We start from the raw sequence: 16,884 nt of genomic DNA, 5'->3' as shown, positions 1-16,884 counted from the left end.
AGAATAATAGGATTGAAGATTGTCTTCTGTCTTGATTCTTAACTCTTGATTCTTGACTCTTCCAAAGCAATAAACAAATGAAACGATATATAACTCCATTAGCTTTTGTATTACTTATGGCCTTTTTAAGCGCCTGTAAAGTATCAAAAGATGTGGAAACACCCAAACCCGAGCTACCTGTAAATTTTAGAAATAGTGTAGCAACAACCACTGCCGATACCAGCAGTATTGCCGATATACAGTGGAAGAGTTTTTTTACTGATGTCACCCTGCAAAAACTGATAGACAGCGCTATCGCTAAGAACTATGATATGCAGATTGCCGTTAAAAACATCGATGCCGCACAGCAGTTGTTTAAACAGGTAAAATGGAACTATGTGCCAGAAGTTGCCTTAAATGTTACTGCAAGTACAAGCCGGCCAAGCGATAACAGTTTAACCGGTTTAAGTATCAGCCAGTATAATATCGGCACCAAACACGTTGAGGATTACTCAGCAAATCTGGCACTTTCATGGGAGGCTGATATCTGGGGTAAGATCCGTAATCAAAGCCGCCAGGCGCTGGCCCAATACCTGCAAACCACTGAGGCTAAAAAGGCAATTCAAACCAATATTGTTGCCGGCGTATCACAGGGATATTACAACCTGCTGATGCTGGATGCTCAATTGGATATTGCCAAAAAGAATGTAAAGCTTAATGATAGTACCTTAAGGATCATCCGTTTACAGTATGATGCCGGACAGGTTACTTTATTAGCAGTACAACAGGCCGAGGCACAACAACAAGCTGCGGCCCAACTGGTGCCACAGTTTGAAAGGAACGTAGCGGTACAGGAAAACGCTTTGAGTATTTTAGCAGGAAGACTGCCAGACAGCATCGAACGTAATGGTACTTTAAATGATGTGAAGTTCCCTGAAACTTTAACAGCAGGTGTACCAACAGCTATCATCAGCCGCAGACCCGATGTGAGGAGCCAGGAACTGGCCCTTACCATTGCCAATGCCAAGGTGGGTATTACCAAATCAGAAATGTATCCTGCATTAAGGATTACTGCAAGTGGAGGAGTTAACTCCTTTAAAGCCACCAATTGGTTTAACATCCCTGCCGCCTTATTTGGTATTGTTGCAGGGAGCGTTGTCACTCCTTTGTTGGAGCACAAGCAATTGAGCACCCAATACCAGGTTGCCAAAATCGATCGTGAAAAAACAGTTCTTCAGTTCAGACAGTCGGTATTGAATGCAGTTGGTGAGGTGTCAGATGCGCTGGTTAAAATTGATAAATTAAAACAGGAGCGTGCTATAGCTGCAAACCGTGTAAAAACGCTGCAACAAGCTACCAGTAATGCCAGTATGCTGTTTAAAAATGGTTTAGCTAATTACCTTGAGGTAATTACAGCGCAAGGCAATGTGTTACAAGGCGAATTAGCGCTTGCCTCCATAAAAAGAGATGAATTGACCGCTACTGCCGATCTTTACCGTTCATTAGGTGGAGGCTGGAAATAAGCAGAAGACAAGTAATTGGTGAGGTGAAGAATTAATTTAATCATCCAATTGCTGTAAAATCTTAATAATATAAAAAAAGACCAGCCGGTTGTGATCAATCACAATCGGCTGGCCTTTTTTACTGGAGTGTATATGATGAACGTTTAGTAAAATTAAAATTACCCGATGCATTGGTTATTTGAAAATTGCTTAGATTTATCAGGTAGATCAAAAAAACTATTTGATCAGAATTTTTAACCTATCCAGTATGCAACAGAACGGGGTGCTTGAAAAAGCAGGTAGCAAACAAACCATCACCATTGATAAGCGCACAAATCTTTCAAGAGCTGAATTCATCCGTGAGTATGTTGATAAATCTCTGCCCGTTGTACTAACCGATGCTGCCAAAAACTGGCCTGCCATGGGCAAGCATACGCCTGAATTTTATAAACAAAACTATAGCCATATCGTCAAAACAATTGATGGTGTCACCTATACCATGGCCGAGGCGATTGACCGCATACTGGTTTCAACTGCAGAAAACAGGGCGCCATACCCTTTCAATTTTGATATAAAAAAAGTGTTTCCTGAGCTGATGCCTGATTTTTCACCACAGCTTGTTTATGGAAAAAGCGATAGGATCAACAGCAAACTAATGCTTCGGCAAATGCTTGCAGGTACCACTGTTCATGAGCTTTTTTTGGGAGGCAATGGGTCAAGCTTCCCATACCTGCACTATGACGCGCTATTTATGCATACGCAGATAACGCAGTTGTTTGGTTCAAAAATATTTTTCATGTATCCGCCGTCGCAAACGCCTAATATGTATCCGTACCCGGATAATCCAAAGTTTTCCCAAATCAACTTCCTCAATCCCGATTATGAAAAGTTCCCTTTATATAAAGAAGTTGAGCCAATAGTAGTTCATCTTTTACAGGGTGAAACCTTGTTTTTCCCATCGGGTTGGTGGCATACTACCAGGATCACCGAGCCAAGTATTACCTACGGCCGTGCCCAGTTAAATACCTATAACTGGAACAATTTTATCAATGATCGTTATGTAAACTGGAAAAAGAAGATCTCCTTTATGGCTGCGCCAGTGTTGGCTTATGGAGCAATTGTTGGGGCAATCATGGATGCCTTTGAAAGATAAGGTTCAAGATTTATTACAAATAAATTACCCGGATCTATCATAAAATCCTTATCATAGCGTATCCTCAATAGTTTGAACTTGTTTTTTAATGAAATTTAAATTTTTAGCAGCGCTTCTTTTATTCTCTGGTTATTTAAAAGCACAAAACTTAAATATAATCCCCCAGCCGCGGTCGGTAGTAAACAGCACAGGGCAAATCAGTATTAACAACCGTTCTGCCATCGGTGCAAGTGATACTTCGTTAACCACTTTGGCTGTTTACTTTCAAAAGGAATTATTTAAAGTAAAAGGTTTATCGCTTGATATAAATAATGAGGACTCCCGAAGTGTGATTAAGCTTATTTTAACCAATACTAATCAAACTATTGGGGCATATTCGCTTAAAATCACGCCTGATCGTATAACCATATCTGCCTCAAATAAGGAAGGCATTTTTTACGGATTGGTATCATTATTACAGATCATCAAAAACCAGCCAAAAGAGGGAGAGAATATTACTTTGGCATCAACGGATGTAAAAGCCGCCAGCGGATTCCAAACCATTAACCTTGCGTCTGCCGAAATTACAGATGCGCCGCGATACCAATGGCGTGGTTTGATGATGGATGAATCAAGACATTTTTTTGGTAAAGAAAAAGTAAAGCAGCTATTGGATTGGATGGCTTATTACAAACTGAATAAATTTCACTGGCACCTTACAGATGTACAAGGCTGGCGCATCGAGATTAAGAAATATCCAAAGCTCTCTGCTGTGGGTGCAATTGGTAACTACAGTGATACCTCAGCCGAAGCCAAATTTTACACCCAAAACGACATCAAAGAGATTGTTGCTTACGCTGCACAGCGTTTTATAACGGTAATTCCTGAAATTGATATGCCGGGTCATGCCACCGCGGCAAACAGGGCTTATCCAGAATACTCTGGTGGAAGTGTTTCGGGCTACCCCAACTTCACTTTTAACCCGGCAAAAGAAGAAACTTACCAGTATTTAGCCAACATTATAAAAGAAACAAATGCGCTTTTCCCGTCTAAAATGATGCATTTGGGTGGCGACGAGGTTGTTTTGGGTATTAAAGCATGGTCGCTGGATACGGCTATAGCCAGGATGATGCAAACAAAAAACTTTGCAGACGTAGGCGAACTGGAACGCTACTTTTTTAAGCGGATGACGGATACTGTTACCAACCTGGGCAGTAAAATACTGGCATGGGACGAAGCTACCCAAACCGATCTTCCGGCGGGCAAAACCATCATTTTTTGGTGGCGCCAAAATTTACCGGGCCAATTAACTCTGGCGATGCAAAAAAACTACCAGGTTGTACTATGTCCGCGTTTACCACTTTACTTTGATTTTTTGCAGGATGGCGACCATATTGCCGGCAGAAAATGGAACGGTGTTTTTAACCGCGTAACAGACGTATATAATTTCCCCGACAGGCAATTATCAGCAGATCAGCTTACATCAAGCCAGATTATTGGTGTGCAGGCAAATATCTGGACGGAAAAGATTGCATCAGAAAAACGTTTGGATTTCATGCTTTTCCCGAGAATTGCCGGTTTAGCCGAGGCTGGCTGGACAGCGCCTGAACTTAAGAATGAAGCAGCATTTAACGAAAGGTTAAAAACTGATTTAAAGAACTGGGACAAGGACAATATTTACTACTTTAATCCATTTGATCCTTTAGCTCACCCCGAAGCTGTTGATTTTGTACCGACCGTCAAAAAAACGTATTTAACCGGGAAGCGTGGTCACAATCACAGTTCAAAAAAATTGCATTCAAAAGCTGCTAAGAAACATACAAGTTCAACTAAAACTCATAAAACTTCGTCAAAGGCAACAAAAAGTAAAGCGCATAAAAAAAGGAAATAGCCTGTGGGTTATTTCCTTTTTAGATAAAGTATTATCTGCCTACCTGTAAGTTGAAAGGTGGGTGGTTTTAATGCTCAATACAAATGATTTTCCTACGCTTATTTTAACATTTTTATCCAGTAACATGGCTTTAACCGCGTCATCACCTTTAATGGCTTCAAAAAGATCACGCGCTACTGCCGAACCGCTGATGTTATTGGTAACTTTGCCATTCTCCATATTGATATTGAAGGTGTAACCTGATTTTCCGCGATCTCCCGCAGATTCAAAATCTGTGATGTTCAGTTTAAATTGCTGATCTTCATTTAGGCTTTTCTTCAAATGCAAACGGATAACGGGCATGTACCTTTTCCAGGTAGTTAAATACTTTCTTTCTTCCATGATATTCTTATCTATATAAAAAATAAAAGCCCCTGTAGGTATTCGTTTACAGGGGCTTTAAAGGATCTTTAAGAACCGGGGAACACTATCTCCTGATCTTATATTATTTGTGTGATTTTGTTGTTTTGAAACTAAGGTAATGAGGGACAGCTACTCCCGGAATAATATTACCGCATAACAATTCAAAGCTACCTAAATAAAAGTGTACTATGGTAATTTATATTTCTATACAGTTAAACCCAATAAAACATTGTTAATCAATTATTTATACATGATAACATATTTTGTAGTAATAATGTAGGGGCAAGCACCGCCGATTTTAAACGCGCTTTTGTTCATGCTGATACTTAATATTGGTAATTTGCAATTGTAAATATCGGGAAATCAATTAATCCTGCATTACTAAAAAAACCTAAAATCCTATGAAATATATCCTGAGTTATTTAATGCTCTTACTCCCGTGTATTTGCAAAGCATCACCTATAATTTATGTGAACCAGGTAGCTTTTGATTCGCGGGGGGCAAAAATGGCGGTTGTTGGTAACGACGCCAGGCTTAGGGGCTCAACCATATTTACACTAACCAACCAGGAAGGTAAAATTGCTTTTACGGGTACACTTAAAGGTCCGCTACAAATTACCCAGTGGGCAAAAGGAACTTTCTTTTACCAGGCCGATTTTTCATCGGTAACTAAATCGGGCATATATAAGGTAAACATCAGTGTAAACGGCAAACGATACATGTCGGATGAGTTTAATATTAGTCCAAATGCACTTGCCATTAATACGATGCCCTCAATTATCAACTATTACAACAAGCAACGGGCTAATACACCAACCGAACTTGAAGCTGATAAACATCTATTGCTATATGGTGGTGATAAAACGGTTGATATGCACGGTGGCTGGTGTGATGCCTCGGGCGATGTGAGTAAGTATTTTTCGCACCTGGCATATGCCAATTATATGTCGCCACAGCAAATCCCGCTGGTTACCTGGTCAATGATTAACGCTGTGCAAACAATTCCTGCCACATTGAACAAGCTCAGTATATATGATAAAACGGTTGACGAAGCGCTGTATGGTGCAGACTACTTTATGCGAGCCTTATCAACGGACGATTATTTTTATATGATTGTTTTTAGCTATTTTAATAAAGATCCAAAAGCACGTAGGGTAGTGGGGTTGAAAGCAAACAGTGTTACAACCAATGAATATCAATGCGCGTTTCGCGAAGGTGGAGGTATGGCGATAGCTGCCCTTGCCAGAATCTCCCGGCTTAAAAAAGATGGAGATTTTAAATCTGCAGACTATCTTGCTGGTGCCAAACGCGCCTTTGCGCACCTGTTAATCCATAATGCCGAATATGATGACGATGGTAAGGAGAACATCATTGATGATTACTGCGCCTTGATGGCCGCTACCGAACTTTGGATAGCTACCGACAGCTCATACTACCAAACCGAAGCCCGAAAGCGTGCTGAAAGCCTTGAAAAGAAGATGAGTCCGGCGGGGTACTTTTATGCAAATGATAGTGGCCGCCCATATTGGCACGCATCTGATGCTGGTATGCCGGTTGTTGCTTTAAGCCGGTATTTAAGCAAAGAGAAAGACGCTGCTAACCGAACCACCGCGTTAAACACTATAAAAAAAGCATTGGATTATAACCTGCGGGTAACTGCCGAAACAAGCAATCCATTTGGCTATGCAAGACAGACTTTCCGTTTGAAAGATAAAATTCAGAATGGCTTCTTTATTCCGCACCAAAACGAGACCGGCTGGTGGTGGCAGGGCGAAAATGCCCGCCTGGCATCATTGGCCACCGCGGCTATTATAGGAGGCCGGTTGGTTTATCCTGAAAAAGGTGGCTGGGGTGTTAAAAAGGACCTTGCAGCTTATGCCTCAAATCAACTATCATGGATACTTGGTTGCAATCCATATTCCATGTGTTTTATGTACCAGTTTGGTAAAAACAATGTGCCTTACATGAGCTCAAACTTTGGTCATGGTTCTGGTAAAGGGGGAATATCAAATGGTATTACCGGCGCAAAGGAAAATGCTGATGGCAGCGGCATTGATTACAAAACCGAAGATAATGGCAATGAATGGCGCTGGACAGAACAATGGCTCCCTCACGCGGCCTGGTTTTTACAGGCAATTACAGCTATGGCCGACGAAAAATAAGCGTAACAACTTCATAAGTTTTATCGGATTTACCTATATTAGGGCATGAGGTTGCAAAACAAAGGAATTAATCGCCCCGGAGTTTTACCTAAATACCCCTCAACCAATCATTATGTTTAATATTCAGGCAATTACAACTAATACGGTTGTAGCTAAAAATTTAATTTATGATGATTGCGGTATTGATGATCCTTATATTTTTATGCGTATTGATAGTACCTTTGCGCGGCCCTTCAAAAAACACTAACGCCAAACTCACCAGGCCAACAAACTTGTCTAAATATATGGTTAACAAAGATGGCTGGCTTGAAAAGATGAATGAACATAAAGAGCGAGAACAATAATTTTTTTGCTGATGGTTTATAAATGATTGAAATTTGGACCATGCCCAATAAACTTATTTCGTTTCTATCTTTATTTAAGCATCTATCAGCAGATGATCAGGAGCTTATTACAAACACATTTGAAGCCAGAACATTTGATGAAGGCGATTACCTTTTTAAAGGTGACAGGGTTTGTCAGCAGTTATTTTTTATTGTTGAAGGGGTATTGCGTATTATGGTCAGAAATGAAAAGGGGAATGAGGTTACCCATTATTTTTTAAAGGAAAACCAGTTTTGTACTATATTGAAAAGTTTTATTAACCAGGTACCTGCTCATGAAAGTATCCAGGCGGCTTGTAAAGCAACAGTATTGGTTGTTACACATACCAACCTGATGGCTCTGTACCTTCGGGTCCCATACCTAAAAAGCCTGATAGATGAAATAATACAACAGGCCCTGGTTGAAAAGATCAATGTAAGAAATATCTATTTGGGACAGGATTCGACTACGCGTTACAAGCTTTTTATGATGAGGCAGGCTGATATTGCACTGCGTGTTCCGCTGAATGATATTGCTTCTTATTTAGGTATTACGCCGCAATCCCTTAGCCGTATCAGGAAAAATATTCGCTGATATTTAACTAATTTGAAGGGGTAACGGCCATCATGCGGTGATACTCATATTTGGCAAAACTGGTAACTGGGGCGCCTGCTATTATGTTTTTTAACTGCTCCTCGTCATCAACGACAAATATCCCCAGGCCATAAACTCCTGCAGGATCCATTACCGGCCCAAACACAAGTATGATGCCCTTATCCATAAAATCCCGGTTGTAGGCAATGTGTTGTTGCATAATGGTGCGCTCACTATCGGTCATATCATTCGGAAATGTGGGGCGGGGCGATAATAATTTAACCGCAAAATGTAATTTTTCCATGTTTTTGATTTATTGAATAAGATAGTGATAAAGGTAAATTTATTTATGCTTGCGCAAATACTCATAAAATAAGACATTTGCCCATAGCATGAATAAAAATAGCCTATCAGAAATAACTTTTCAAGCAGCAACGTCAATTGAGCATTTTGAGCAGATAGTTCAGTTACAAAATCAAAACTTGTACAAAAGTCTGAGCACCGAGCAGCAGGAACAACAAGGCTTCGTATTTGCCGAGCATAGCGTACCCTTATTACAAGTAATGGCAGCTCAAATACCACAAATTATAGCGTTATATAAAAACAAAGTAATAGGTTATAACCTGGCGATGACTGCCGCCATGGAAAATGAATTGCCAAGCCTTGCACCCATGTTTAGGGAGTTTCATAAAAGCCAGTACCTGGGCAAACCTTTAATAGATTACAAATTTTTTGTGGGCGGTCAGGTTTGTGTAGATAAAGATTTTCGTGGCCTGGGTTTATTAAGCAAACTTTACAACGCAACGGCTAATGAGGTGGAGGAAGATTATGAACTTTGCATAACAGAAGTAGCTGTAAGAAACACCAAATCATTAAAGATTCACCAAAAAATGGGATTTGAAGTTGTGAGTACACATAACGACGGATTAGAAGACTGGAATGTGGTGGTGTGGGATATAAAAAACAGTGCATGATAAATTGATAAATCATATAAACGCTGTTTATACAAATTCCCTTTCCCGCTTCATAGCTTCGGCCATTTTTATACCCTGCTTGCGTACCTGCTCACTACGTACATAACGTTTATCGGCGCCTAAATTGGGTTGGGTGATGAAATCATAAAACATCCTTGTCCACGAGTGGGTTGAATCCAGGTGCTGATAAAACTCTTTGGTAATCTTGTAATACTTTGGTAAGTGCCGGCCGGGGATATTCATGATATCGTGATGCTCGTTATGGTAACCTACATTAAAGCATACCAGGTTTAGCCATCCGTAATAGGAGTTAGTTTCCTGTCCTTCCTGAAAAATAAAGTGTTCATGAATAAAATGCCCTGCCGCGGGATGAAGGCTAAATCCCCATAACGTTGAGAGGAACAGGTAAATGATGGCTATCTTCCCAAGAAATACCCAGATCAGGATGTCGGTAATGATTAATGTGATGATATTAGCCCATTCCCATCGCGTAGGTTTAGTATCAAATCCCCGCACTAAAAAAAGAAAGAAAATATAAAAAAACAACCAAAAAAACTTCCTGATGCCCGATTTGCCTACCATTTTAACTTCCCAGTGGCTGGGGAAGTCGTTATCTATCTCCTCGATGCCTAAATGGGAGTGGTGTTTCATGTGATGGGTTCTGAAAGCGATAGCTCCAGGTACCAAAACCGGGATATTAGCAAATATGGCAAGCGCTTTATTCTGGGCAGGTGTTTTAAGCATCAGGTTATGGGCCATTTCGTGTACGGCCATTGCCGACCAATGGTTCATAGTACCACCAACCACATACGATAACAGGATTATTTGCCACCAGTAGCCACTAAATGAGGGAAACCACACGCTTACACCCCAGGCAAAACAAAGTTGTCCGGCTACAATAAAAAATGTAAGCACAGCCGCCCAGGGATCATATCCCATCAACTGTCTTACTTCGGGATGTTTCTTTAATACTTCTATCCGCCGCAAAAAATGAATATCAGGTGTTTGAATGTTTTCAAAAGGGGAATTACTTTTCATAACGATATGTTTTAGGCTATGCTAAATAACATAAATTCTTCAACCCAATCCGCAGTGCTGGTACTCAATTTAACCACGTATAAATACTTAATTACCCATATCAATAACACAGTTTTAACCGCAATTGCTGCAAAAACTTTTAAGGCGCATTAAATGGATAAATACTTATCACAACAATTTTCCGTTCTAATTCACAGCAAAGAATAACGACATCTACCAAAAAAATGTCACGATATTCCTTTATTTATAGATACGTTATGGCAGTTTAGGCTGAATAACGATTATTTTTTTATGTTTACCAAAAAAATCAATCTTAGTTATGAGAGTTTTAAAAACCCTTTTATTTCCTGTACTTATTGCATTAGTTGCGCTGATTTTTCCTGCTTGTAAAGCCAAGAAATTAGCCGAAAAACCAGCGCCGGTTGAAACAGAAAAAATGTATGCCCCGGCTCCAAAACCAACACCGCCGCCTGCATCGGCCCCTGCGCAAACACCGCCGCCGCCACCTGCAAAACCAAACTATAATTTCAGCAATATTCAGTTTGAATTTAACTCAGCTGTTTTAAAAACAGCTTCATACCAGGCATTAGATAAGGCTGTGGCAGAAATGAAGAAAGATGCAACAGTAAAATTTGTATTAAATGGTAATTCATCTGCCGAAGGCACAGATCAGCGTAATATGGAACTATCTGTTGAAAGAGCCAACTCAGTTAAAACATACCTTGTAAACAGCGGTATAAGTGCCGATAATTTAAGTGTTAAAGGTTATGGCGAAAGCAAACCAGTTGCCGATAACTCAACCGAAGAGGGAAGAGTTTTAAACAGACGCGTAGAGATAAAGCTTAATTAATAAGCTTAAAACACTTATCATAAAATAAAGCATCGGCAGTTTAAAACCGGTGCTTTATAGTTTATAACAGGCAACCATTATGCTTTAATATTCGTTAATGTTTAAAGTAGTAACAAACTTTATCGGGCGATTTGAAGCATATTTTTAAGGGGATCCTAACCCTGCTAAATACTAAAGAAAAAAACAAGTTGTGCAGGCTCATCCTGCTCGATCTGTTTATTAGTGTATTGGATATTCTATTTTTAGGATTACTGCTAATCGTTATCGGCTTTTATACATCCGGGAAGCCCGACAAACACTATTTTATTCCAGGCGCATGGTTCAACCAGGATTCTATCCTGCTCATCGGCTTGTTCCTGGTACTGTATTGTTTTAAAAATTGGTTGGGGTACCTTATCCTTCGTTTTCAACATCACTTTTTTTACGGTGTGGCAACGCGCTTATCCAAAAGGAATATTTTACATTATCTTAAGGATGACTATATAAAATTTGTAAATGTTGATTCATCGGTGCATATCCGGCAGATAAGTCAACAACCTATTGAGTTTAGTCATTATATACTAAACAACGTTCAACAGATCATATCGCAAAGCATCCTCATTTTATTTACTGTCGGCGCAATTTTATTTTACCAGCCGCTGTTGTTTTTATTGTTATTGACGTTTTTAGTACCTCCAATAATTATTTTGGCCTATTTTATAAAACGAAAATCAAAACAAGTACGCGAACATACCAAACTAACCAGCGAGAAAAGTATCCAGTATTTACAGGAATCGCTATCCGGCTTTGTAGAAAGCAATATTTATAATACGAGCGATTTTTTGGCCGATAGGTATAACAACTATCAACAGCAATTAAATAATAACATTGCCTCACAGCAAACCCTGCAGGGCTTACCGTCAAGACTAGTGGAAGTGTTTGCCATATTTGGCTTTTTTATTTTGATTTTCATTAATAAGTTTTCGGCTCATGGGCCAATAGTAGGTATCCTTACTATTGGCGTGTTCATGGCCGCAGCTTATAAAATTATTCCCGGTATCATTAAAATATTGAACAGTGCCGGGCAAATTAAAACTTATGAGTTTACTTTAAATGACCTATTGGCTGTTAAAGAAACAATTGTATCTGCCGATCTGCTCAATATTGTTCAACCCATAAATTCTATCCGTTTTAATAACATCCGTTTTAGCTATAAAGAACAGACCGTATTAAACGGTATTAGTTTTGAGGTTTGCTCAGGCGATTTTGTAGGCTTTTCGGCTGCATCAGGTACTGGCAAAACTACAATCATAAATTTAATTCTGGGATTTTTAACTCCCGAATCCGGCTACATAGATATAAATGGCAGACCTGCAAATACCATAAAAAGACAACATTACTGGAAAAAGATTGCCTACGTAAAACAACAAACTTTCTTCATCCATGATACCATCCTTAAAAACATTACCCTTACCGATAAACAACATGACCCCGAAAAGCTGGCCGAGGTAATATCCTTTTGCGGGCTTGAACCATTATTAGCGGGCTATGCCGAAGGGATAAATAAAGTGATTCGTGAAAACGGTAAAAATTTAAGTGGCGGTCAACGCCAGCGTATTACGCTGGCAAGGGCATTGTATCATGATTTTGATGTATTGATATTAGATGAGCCTTTTGGCGAAATGGACCAACAAGCCGAAGAGGCTATCCTTGATCGGTTAAAACTCCTAACTGCCGAGGGTAAAATCATATTATTTATTACGCATAACACCGCAAGTTTAAACCACTGTAACAAAATAATTCCCCTGGTAAATGAATAAGCCCAAAGCATTGGTAATATTGAGTCCCGGTTTTCCTGCGGATAGTAATGATACTACCTGTATACCACCGATGCAGGTTTTTGTAAAAGCTTTAAAGCAGCATAATCCGCAACTGCATATTATAGTGGTTAGCTTTCAATATCCTTTCACCGCTTCGCGATATTACTGGTATGGGGTGGAAGTTATAGCTATTGCGGGTAAAGGCAAGGGACAATTATTCAGGTTAATTACCTGGAGGCGTGTATGGCAAACTCTAAAAAAGCTTTATAATCAGTATGAACTCAGCGGACTGTTAAGCTTTTGGATGGGCGAGTGTGCCTATATTGGCGACCGCTTTGCCAAAAAATACAGTTTACTGCATTACGCATGGCTGCTTGGTCAGGATGCAAAGGCCGGCAACGAATACGTAAACCGGATAAAACCTAAAGGAGAATCCTTAATAGCTATATCTGATAGCCTGGCACGGGAGTTCAGGATAAATTATGGGATAGAACCTGCATATACCATTCCCACGGGCATCGACACTACACTTTTTAATACGGAATCAGTTGATAGGGATATTGATATTATGGGCGCAGGTTCGCTTATTCCGCTTAAGCAATATCATTTGTTTGTTAATGTTGTTAAAAGCTTAACCGCCGAGTTCCCGGACGTAAAAACAGTTATCTGCGGTAAAGGCCCCCAAATGGAAAGTCTTCTAAAACAGATAAGCAAACTAAAATTGGAAAACAACATCCAATTAATAGGTGAATTAGCACACCCCGAAGTACTTGCGTTGATGCAGCGTTCAAGAATATTTTTACATACATCGGCATATGAGGGTTATAGTACCGTTTTAAGTGAGGCTTTATACGCAGGCTGCCATGTGGTAAGCCTGGTTAATGGGATGAATACCCGCCCAGCCCAGCACCATGTGCCTGATAACGCGGAACATTTGCCGGATATAATTAAAGACTTGCTTAGCAATAAAAACCTACTTCACGAACCAAGTTTGGCTTATCCAATTAAAACTGTGACGGCAAGGGTAGCCGCTTTATTTGGTCATTAACCTATGGCAAATTTCAACCAGGTCATCGGCTATGGTTTTAAAACTAAGGCATTGATTAAAGTGGGCTAAAACAGCTGCCGACATTTCTTTTGGGTTGATTCTTTCAGTCTCCTTAAGTGTTTGGGCCAGCATATCTGCGTCGCCGGGCGGATATAAGAAGCCGTATTTGCCATTCGCCATTATTTTTTGATATGGTGGAATATCTGTAACAACAGGGATACAACCACAGGCTATTGCTTCAAGCAGTGCATAACCGCTCCCTTCTTTACGACTGCCAGATATATAATAATCTGCCGCGCTAAACCAATAAGGCATAGCAGCATTAGTAACTTTCCCAACCAATACAACTGATGCTGACAATAACCTGTTTGATGCCAGCTTTTGATCTATCCTGCTCAACAGCTCGTCGGTTTGATATATCATATAAAGTTTGGCGCCGGGCCTGGCTTGCAGGTACTGTTCAAATCCGCTCAAAACCGTCATCGGATCTTTATTAGCATTTAAGTGACCCACCCAAAGAAAACTGGTTTCACTTGTAATACCGGTATATGTTTTACTCAACTGCTTTTCAATGGGTTTAAAGCCGGTTGAAGCTTCCAAAAGTTCAAATATTTTGGCATCCCGTTTTATGATATTTTTTTTCTTCCACACATCCGCATTGCCTGCCGCTGTAAAAAGAAATGCATCGGCAAGGCTACAGGCTATTTTTTCTAAATAACCTTTTATACCTGTCGATGGTAATTCGCCATGATGTTGGATGATTAGCTTAAATTTTTGATTACAGAACAGCCGAAGAAACATCACCTGGATAGGAAATACCAATCCTTGTACCAATATAATATCGGGTTTTAAAGCTTTAATAAAACGATGGGTTTTAATAGAAACAGACCAAAATCTATTTTTCCCTCTAAAAAAATAATACGGAACATCGTCCATGATCACATGCTGTTCAAAAGACGCATGCTTAACAAAAGTAATATCGACGTGATTTTTAAGATAAGAGGCAAAAGCCAGGGCAGGAGCATGGTTTTCCTTAACCTGTTCTGGCCGGGTGTAATTTAAATGGGAGTGATAAATAAGATCAACCAGTTTTATCAATTTTACAATATTTGATGATGTATAAATGTTCCCGGGAACACAGCGCCCGGTAAATAAGAATGAATAGACGACATAAGTTCGCCTATATTTCCCTCCACATATTTGTAAACATCTCCCAATTTAATCAAACTAAACTGCTTTCCTTTAAGTTCATTCGCCAATTTGGGCAATAAACTCTGGTCGAATAAACGAATGTTCCCCTGATGTACTATCAATTGAATATCGGTCGGTTTTGTAGCATAAAAGGCATTGTAACCTTGTGTTTGACCTTTTGCTTTTGCAATTACCAGGTCGGCATATTTGTGGGCTGCAATTTTACCATTGTTTGTTTTCCAGACGTTTGCAGCGGTTTTATTAAGGGATAGATACAATTCTTCATCATTAAGCATTCCGGTATTTCGTGCTATGGCGATATGATCCCAAATATTCCAGCTACTTGTAAGAGTTGAATCGGTGCCCAAAAGAATGTTTGTAAAAGATTTTAGTTTCTGTATAGGTGCTGTTGCATTCAACAGGAAATAGTTGGATGCAGGGCACCAGACTATGGCCTTAAAATTTGGAGCCTGTTTCGAGGTCATGGCCACCGCATGAATTCCTATAAGTTCCCGGGTCATTTTATTCCAGCTAATGAGGCTGTCAATTTCCTTTTCGGCTTGTGTATTAGTTCCCTCACCGGTATGGATCACTACCTGCAACTTTCTGTTAAGTGGATTATTTAATTTTATTTTCCAGTATTTTTCAAACGCTGCCGAATGCAGGTCGTGGGTATTTTCAAATATATTAATGAGCGCAGGTTCAACAAATAATTGTTCCCCATGATTTACCACCGTAGTAACCCCACAAAGCAAATTTTTGTACATCCCCCATAACGTACGCAAATGTTGGGGAACATGAAGCACAGCGTTTATCTCATACTTAAACTCCTTATGAATGTATGCTCCCCATTCGGTATAATTATTATAAATGCGGTTACCCAACTGTGGAAAAAGATTAAAATCAAGATGATCATGCGAGTTGATGAGTCCAGGAAAAACAATGCAATCATCAAAGTAAAGCTGAAACTTGTCGCCGCTATTGATCACTGGATAATTCACGTCAACGATCTTATCGTTAACAATCCCTATGTCAACCATCTTTCCGCTATCAGCCAACCTCACATTACGCAGTATCATTTAATCCTTTTTAAATGAATGCCATAAATAACCGGAAAACCATAATACTTTTCATATACATGCATCGCATTTGCCTTTTCGTAAAATGGTTTCATGGAGTCATCAATTTTTATTTCCAGCTGGCTTACCACCTGAAAGTTATTTTTCAACAAAACATCTTTAATGCTATAGATAGGATGTACGTAGTTACGAACAGCCATTAAGGTATTGCGGTGTTTAAAAGTACGTTTGCCACCAGATGCTAACGTGTGTGGATGAAAATCGGTAATAATAATATCGCTATCGGGTTTTAACATCCTGCACCAGGCCTGCAAAGCCTCTTCGATATGTTCAATATGAGCCACAGTAAGTGTTGAAACGATGATGTCAAAAACAGCGTCGGGAATATCAGCAAAAGCATTATCCTTAATCTGCCTGGTTTGTGATGATGGGTATTTATCTTTTAATTTATCAAGCATACCACCCGATACATCAAAACCTGTAACACCTGCGGGAGCTTTACTGAAAATAGCGGGCCACTGCCTGCCTGTGCCACAGCCTATATCAGCTATTTGTTTGCCTTTAAAATCTATATTTTCAATAAGGTTTTCAAATAGTCTTTTGTCAAGGTGCAACATTAAATTTCCGGGCTGTTTATCATAGTCAGATGCCCACAGGTCGTAGGCTTCCACTACACTTTTTTCTATAACAGCCGGGGAGTTTATCTTGCTTTTAATATAGTTTTTGAGAGTAGTCAGCATTGTGCAGGGTTTATCATAATAACGGGCACAAAAGTGATATGGTTGCCCGTCATTTTTATTATTAAGCAGGCAACCCCTGTCAATTATGCAGCGTAGTATATTATGAATAGTTTAATGTTGATCTGGGTTAGAAGGCGATG

The 16,884-nt window shown here is 39.7% G+C and carries 16 protein-coding genes; 10 read left to right on the top strand and 6 right to left on the bottom strand.

What is annotated here, in order from left to right:
• The first annotated feature begins 77 nt into the window (after nt 1–77).
• The 3 genes from Q0R88_RS17760 to Q0R88_RS17750 all read left to right on the top strand — a co-directional run bounded on the left by Q0R88_RS17760 (nt 78) and on the right by Q0R88_RS17750 (nt 4,504).
• Nucleotides 78–1,502 (top strand): efflux transporter outer membrane subunit, encoded by a 1,425-nt coding sequence (locus Q0R88_RS17760; protein ID WP_295718681.1) that lies wholly within the window; start codon nt 78–80, stop codon nt 1,500–1,502.
• A 247-nt stretch (nt 1,503–1,749) separates the two neighbouring features.
• Entirely contained in the window at nt 1,750–2,634 is an 885-nt protein-coding gene (locus tag Q0R88_RS17755; RefSeq protein WP_295718679.1) for a cupin-like domain-containing protein, read from the top strand.
• A gap of 88 nt (nt 2,635–2,722) precedes the next feature.
• The gene (locus Q0R88_RS17750; protein WP_295718676.1) at nt 2,723–4,504 is read left to right on the top strand and encodes a beta-N-acetylhexosaminidase; all 1,782 of its coding nucleotides are present in this window, start codon (nt 2,723–2,725) and stop codon (nt 4,502–4,504) included.
• A gap of 39 nt (nt 4,505–4,543) precedes the next feature.
• Here the strand turns inward: Q0R88_RS17750 and Q0R88_RS17745 are convergent, their stop codons facing one another.
• On the bottom strand, nt 4,544–4,885 hold the full coding sequence (locus Q0R88_RS17745) for a hypothetical protein (RefSeq protein WP_295718674.1): 342 nt from the start codon (nt 4,883–4,885) through the stop codon (nt 4,544–4,546).
• Nucleotides 4,886–5,307: 422 nt separating this feature from the next.
• On the opposite strand from Q0R88_RS17745, the gene Q0R88_RS17740 reads away from it, so the two are divergent.
• From Q0R88_RS17740 to Q0R88_RS17730, 3 genes are all read left to right on the top strand, one after another.
• Nucleotides 5,308–7,068 (top strand): glycoside hydrolase family 9 protein, encoded by a 1,761-nt coding sequence (locus Q0R88_RS17740; protein ID WP_295718672.1) that lies wholly within the window; start codon nt 5,308–5,310, stop codon nt 7,066–7,068.
• Nucleotides 7,069–7,235: 167 nt separating this feature from the next.
• Complete coding sequence (locus tag Q0R88_RS17735; protein WP_295718670.1) at nt 7,236–7,412, top strand: hypothetical protein; 177 nt, start codon at nt 7,236–7,238, stop codon at nt 7,410–7,412.
• Between the two features lie 40 nt (nt 7,413–7,452).
• A complete protein-coding gene (locus tag Q0R88_RS17730; protein ID WP_295718668.1) occupies nt 7,453–8,025 on the top strand; it encodes a Crp/Fnr family transcriptional regulator in 573 nt (190 codons plus the stop codon).
• Nucleotides 8,026–8,032: 7 nt separating this feature from the next.
• Here Q0R88_RS17730 and Q0R88_RS17725 read toward each other — a convergent pair whose 3' ends face one another.
• A complete protein-coding gene (locus Q0R88_RS17725; protein WP_295718666.1) occupies nt 8,033–8,329 on the bottom strand; it encodes a YciI family protein in 297 nt (98 codons plus the stop codon).
• Between the two features lie 88 nt (nt 8,330–8,417).
• Here Q0R88_RS17725 and Q0R88_RS17720 point away from each other — a divergent pair, with 88 nt between their 5' ends.
• Nucleotides 8,418–8,999 (top strand): GNAT family N-acetyltransferase, encoded by a 582-nt coding sequence (locus tag Q0R88_RS17720; RefSeq protein ID WP_295718664.1) that lies wholly within the window; start codon nt 8,418–8,420, stop codon nt 8,997–8,999.
• A 27-nt stretch (nt 9,000–9,026) separates the two neighbouring features.
• Here the strand turns inward: Q0R88_RS17720 and Q0R88_RS17715 are convergent, their stop codons facing one another.
• Nucleotides 9,027–10,037, bottom strand: a complete 1,011-nt coding sequence (locus tag Q0R88_RS17715) for a fatty acid desaturase (protein ID WP_295718661.1) — start codon at nt 10,035–10,037, stop codon at nt 9,027–9,029.
• Between the two features lie 319 nt (nt 10,038–10,356).
• On the opposite strand from Q0R88_RS17715, the gene Q0R88_RS17710 reads away from it, so the two are divergent.
• The 3 genes from Q0R88_RS17710 to Q0R88_RS17700 all read left to right on the top strand — a co-directional run bounded on the left by Q0R88_RS17710 (nt 10,357) and on the right by Q0R88_RS17700 (nt 13,734).
• Nucleotides 10,357–10,887, top strand: a complete 531-nt coding sequence (locus tag Q0R88_RS17710; RefSeq protein WP_295718660.1) for an OmpA family protein — start codon at nt 10,357–10,359, stop codon at nt 10,885–10,887.
• Nucleotides 10,888–11,018: 131 nt separating this feature from the next.
• Nucleotides 11,019–12,686 carry an ABC transporter ATP-binding protein gene (locus tag Q0R88_RS17705; protein ID WP_295718658.1) on the top strand — a complete coding sequence of 556 codons (1,668 nt, stop codon included), beginning with the start codon at nt 11,019–11,021 and terminating at the stop codon, nt 12,684–12,686.
• A complete protein-coding gene (locus tag Q0R88_RS17700; protein WP_295718656.1) occupies nt 12,679–13,734 on the top strand; it encodes a glycosyltransferase in 1,056 nt (351 codons plus the stop codon). The genes Q0R88_RS17705 and Q0R88_RS17700 overlap by 8 nt, the downstream gene beginning before the upstream one ends.
• On the opposite strand, the gene Q0R88_RS17695 is transcribed toward Q0R88_RS17700, so the two are convergent.
• The 3 genes from Q0R88_RS17695 to Q0R88_RS17685 are packed head-to-tail and all read right to left on the bottom strand — an operon-like array spanning nt 13,720 to nt 16,744.
• Nucleotides 13,720–14,832, bottom strand: coding sequence for a glycosyltransferase (locus tag Q0R88_RS17695; protein WP_295718653.1), 1,113 nt, complete (start codon nt 14,830–14,832; stop codon nt 13,720–13,722). The genes Q0R88_RS17700 and Q0R88_RS17695 overlap by 15 nt on opposite strands.
• A gap of 2 nt (nt 14,833–14,834) precedes the next feature.
• A complete protein-coding gene (locus Q0R88_RS17690) occupies nt 14,835–16,004 on the bottom strand; it encodes a hypothetical protein (RefSeq protein ID WP_295718651.1) in 1,170 nt (389 codons plus the stop codon).
• Nucleotides 16,001–16,744, bottom strand: coding sequence for a class I SAM-dependent methyltransferase (locus tag Q0R88_RS17685; protein WP_295718650.1), 744 nt, complete (start codon nt 16,742–16,744; stop codon nt 16,001–16,003). The genes Q0R88_RS17690 and Q0R88_RS17685 overlap by 4 nt, the downstream gene beginning before the upstream one ends.
• Nucleotides 16,745–16,884 lie beyond the last annotated feature (140 nt).

The organism is Mucilaginibacter sp., from assembly GCF_025362475.1.
Classification (GTDB): Bacteria; Bacteroidota; Bacteroidia; order Sphingobacteriales; family Sphingobacteriaceae; genus Mucilaginibacter.
Note: the sequence above shows the minus strand (reverse complement) of the source record. Positions and strands in the feature narration are given on the sequence as shown.

Bases quoted from the DNA above. Each gene is read 5' to 3' on its own strand.
- Q0R88_RS17700 (WP_295718656.1), top strand. From the start codon at position 12,679: ATGAATAAGCCCAAAGCATTGGTAATATTGAGTCCCGGTTTTCCTGCG.
- Q0R88_RS17735 (WP_295718670.1), top strand. From the start codon at position 7,236: ATGATGATTGCGGTATTGATGATCCTTATATTTTTATGCGTATTGATA.
- Q0R88_RS17760 (WP_295718681.1), top strand. From the start codon at position 78: ATGAAACGATATATAACTCCATTAGCTTTTGTATTACTTATGGCCTTT.
- Q0R88_RS17750 (WP_295718676.1), top strand. From the start codon at position 2,723: ATGAAATTTAAATTTTTAGCAGCGCTTCTTTTATTCTCTGGTTATTTA.
- Q0R88_RS17725 (WP_295718666.1), bottom strand. From the start codon at position 8,329: ATGGAAAAATTACATTTTGCGGTTAAATTATTATCGCCCCGCCCCACA.
- Q0R88_RS17690 (WP_295718651.1), bottom strand. From the start codon at position 16,004: ATGATACTGCGTAATGTGAGGTTGGCTGATAGCGGAAAGATGGTTGAC.
- Q0R88_RS17740 (WP_295718672.1), top strand. From the start codon at position 5,308: ATGAAATATATCCTGAGTTATTTAATGCTCTTACTCCCGTGTATTTGC.
- Q0R88_RS17730 (WP_295718668.1), top strand. From the start codon at position 7,453: ATGCCCAATAAACTTATTTCGTTTCTATCTTTATTTAAGCATCTATCA.
- Q0R88_RS17755 (WP_295718679.1), top strand. From the start codon at position 1,750: ATGCAACAGAACGGGGTGCTTGAAAAAGCAGGTAGCAAACAAACCATC.
- Q0R88_RS17720 (WP_295718664.1), top strand. From the start codon at position 8,418: ATGAATAAAAATAGCCTATCAGAAATAACTTTTCAAGCAGCAACGTCA.
- Q0R88_RS17685 (WP_295718650.1), bottom strand. From the start codon at position 16,744: ATGCTGACTACTCTCAAAAACTATATTAAAAGCAAGATAAACTCCCCG.
- Q0R88_RS17745 (WP_295718674.1), bottom strand. From the start codon at position 4,885: ATGGAAGAAAGAAAGTATTTAACTACCTGGAAAAGGTACATGCCCGTT.
- Q0R88_RS17715 (WP_295718661.1), bottom strand. From the start codon at position 10,037: ATGAAAAGTAATTCCCCTTTTGAAAACATTCAAACACCTGATATTCAT.
- Q0R88_RS17710 (WP_295718660.1), top strand. From the start codon at position 10,357: ATGAGAGTTTTAAAAACCCTTTTATTTCCTGTACTTATTGCATTAGTT.